This is a genomic window from Virgibacillus sp. MSJ-26 (assembly GCF_018918075.1).
Taxonomy (GTDB): Bacteria; Bacillota; Bacilli; order Bacillales; family Amphibacillaceae; genus MSJ-26.
In genome coordinates this window covers 1-2,963 of sequence record NZ_JAHLPW010000041.1, presented here as the reverse complement: position 1 = coordinate 2,963, position 2,963 = coordinate 1, and the positions used below count along the sequence as shown (strand labels likewise).

General features: G+C 50.8%; 1 rRNA gene. It reads left to right on the top strand.

The window, feature by feature from the left end:
- Positions 1–39 precede the first annotated feature (39 nt).
- Positions 40–2,958, top strand: a 23S ribosomal RNA gene (locus KQI49_RS18310).
- Positions 2,959–2,963: the final 5 nt, after the last annotated feature.

The following is a 2,963-nucleotide window of genomic DNA, read 5'->3' as shown; positions in this document are numbered from 1 at the left end:
AGATAATATGCTTATTCATTGAAATGACTTTTTAAAGATAGTTAAGTGAAGAAGAGCGCACGGTGGATGCCTTGGCACTAGGAGCTGATGAAGGACGGGACTAACACCGATATGCTTCGGGGAGTTGTAAGTAAACTGCGATCCGGAGATTTCCGAATGGGGGAACCCACTGTTCGTAATGGAACAGTACGTGTATCTGAATACATAGGATGCACGAGGCAGACCTGGGGAACTGAAACATCTCAGTACCCAGAGGAAGAGAAAGCAAATGCGATTTCCCAAGTAGCGGCGAGCGAAACGGAAACAGCCCAAACCAGTGAGTTTACTCACTGGGGTAGTAGGACATTCCATATGGAGTTACCAAGAGATTTCTTAAATGAATCGATCTGGAACGATCAGCCAAAGAAGGTAAGAGCCCTGTAATTGAAAGGAAGTCTCCTCCGGAGTGTATCCTGAGTACGGCGGAACACGAGAAATTCCGTCGGAATCCGGGAGGACCATCTCCCAAGGCTAAATACTCCCTAGTGACCGATAGTGAACCAGTACCGTGAGGGAAAGGTGAAAAGCACCCCGGAAGGGGAGTGAAATAGAACCTGAAACCGTGTGCTTACAAGTAGTCGGAGCACGTTAATGTGTGACGGCGTACCTTTTGTAGAATGGACCGGCGAGTTACGATTGTATGCAAGGTTAAGTGTTAAGCACGAAGCCGCAGCGAAAGCGAGTCTGAATAGGGCGATTTGAGTATGCAGTCGTAGACCCGAAACCGTGTGATCTACCCATGTCCAGGGTGAAGGTCAGGTAACACTGACTGGAGGCCCGAACCCACGTATGTTGAAAAATGCGGGGATGAGGTGTGGGTAGGGGTGAAAAGCCAATCGAACACGGAGATAGCTGGTTCTCTCCGAAATAGCTTTAGGGCTAGCCTCAAATGTAGAGTACTGGAGGTAGAGCACTGATTGAACTAGGGGCCCTTACCGGGTTACTGAATTCAGTCAAACTCCGAATGCCAGTTACTTGTATTTGGGAGTCAGACTATGTGTGATAAGGTTCATAGTCGAGAGGGAAACAACCCAGACCACCGGCTAAGGTCCCAAAGTATACGTTAAGTGGGAAAGGATGTGGAGTTGCACAGACAACCAGTATGTTGGCTTAGAAGCAGCCACCATTTAAAGAGTGCGTAATAGCTCACTGGTCGAGTGACTCTGCGCCGAAAATGTATCGGGGCTAAACGTATCACCGAAGCCGTGGATTGTTCTTAGAACAATGGTAGGAGAGCGTTCTAAGTGTTGTGAAGTCAGACCGTGAGGACTGGTGGAACGCTTAGAAGTGAGAATGCCGGTATGAGTAGCGAAAAAAGAGTGAGAATCTCTTTCACCGAATGTCTAAGGTTTCCTGAGGAAGGCTCGTCCTCTCAGGGTTAGTCGGGACCTAAGCCGAGGCCGAAAGGCGTAGGCGATGGATAACAGGTCGATATTCCTGTACCACCTCATGAGCGTTTGAGCAATGGGGGGACGCAGTAGGATACGGAAAGCGCACTGATGGATATGTGCGCCCAAGCAGCAAGAGAGTTGGATAGGCAAATCCGTCCAACAATCTCAAACTGTGATGGGGAGCGAATATTTCGCGAAGTTCCTGATTTCACACTGCCAAGAAAATCCTCTAGTGAGTTCATAGGTGCCCGTACCGCAAACCGACACAGGTAGACGAGGAGAGAATCCTAAGGTGAGCGGGACAACTCTCGTTAAGGAACTCGGCAAAATGACCCCGTAACTTCGGGAGAAGGGGTGCTTGACTCTTACGAGTTGAGCCGCAGTGAATAGGCCCAAGCGACTGTTTAGCAAAAACATAGGTCTCTGCGAAGCCGAAAGGCGAAGTATAGGGGCTGACACCTGCCCGGTGCTGGAAGGTTAAGGGGACACGTTAGCTTTTAGCGAAGCGTTGAACCGAAGCCCCAGTAAACGGCGGCCGTAACTATAACGGTCCTAAGGTAGCGAAATTCCTTGTCGGGTAAGTTCCGACCCGCACGAAAGGTGCAACGACTTGGGCACTGTCTCAACGAGAGACCCGGTGAAATTATACTATGCGTGAAGATGCGCATTACCCGCGACAGGACGGAAAGACCCCGTGGAGCTTTACTGTAGCCTGATATTGAGTGTTTGTGCAGTTTGTACAGGATAGGTGGGAGCCTTTGAAACGTGAGCGCCAGCTTACGTGGAGGCACCGGTGGGATACCACCCTAACTGTATGAACATTCTAACCCAGGGCCGTGATCCGGTCCGGAGACAGTTTCAGGCAGGCAGTTTGACTGGGGCGGTCGCCTCCTAAAAGGTAACGGAGGCGCCCAAAGGTTCCCTCAGAATGGTTGGAAATCATTCGCAGAGTGTAAAGGCACAAGGGAGCTTGACTGCGAGACCTACAAGTCGAGCAGGGACGAAAGTCGGGCTTAGTGATCCGGTGGTTCCGCATGGAAGGGCCATCGCTCAACGGATAAAAGCTACCCCGGGGATAACAGGCTTATCTCCCCCAAGAGTTCACATCGACGGGGAGGTTTGGCACCTCGATGTCGGCTCATCGCATCCTGGGGCTGTAGTCGGTCCCAAGGGTTGGGCTGTTCGCCCATTAAAGCGGTACGCGAGCTGGGTTCAGAACGTCGTGAGACAGTTCGGTCCCTATCCGTCGTGGGCGTTGGAAGTTTGAGAGGAGCTGTCCTTAGTACGAGAGGACCGGGATGGACACACCGCTGGTGTACCAGTTGTTCCGCCAGGAGCATAGCTGGGTAGCTACGTGTGGAACGGATAAGTGCTGAAAGCATCTAAGCATGAAGCCATCCTCAAGATAAGACTTCCCATCATTTTAAATGAGTAAGATCCCTCAGAGACGATGAGGTTGATAGGTCCGAGGTAGAAGCGTGGTGACACGTGAAGCTGACGGATACTAATTGATCGAGGACTTAACTAACTTTT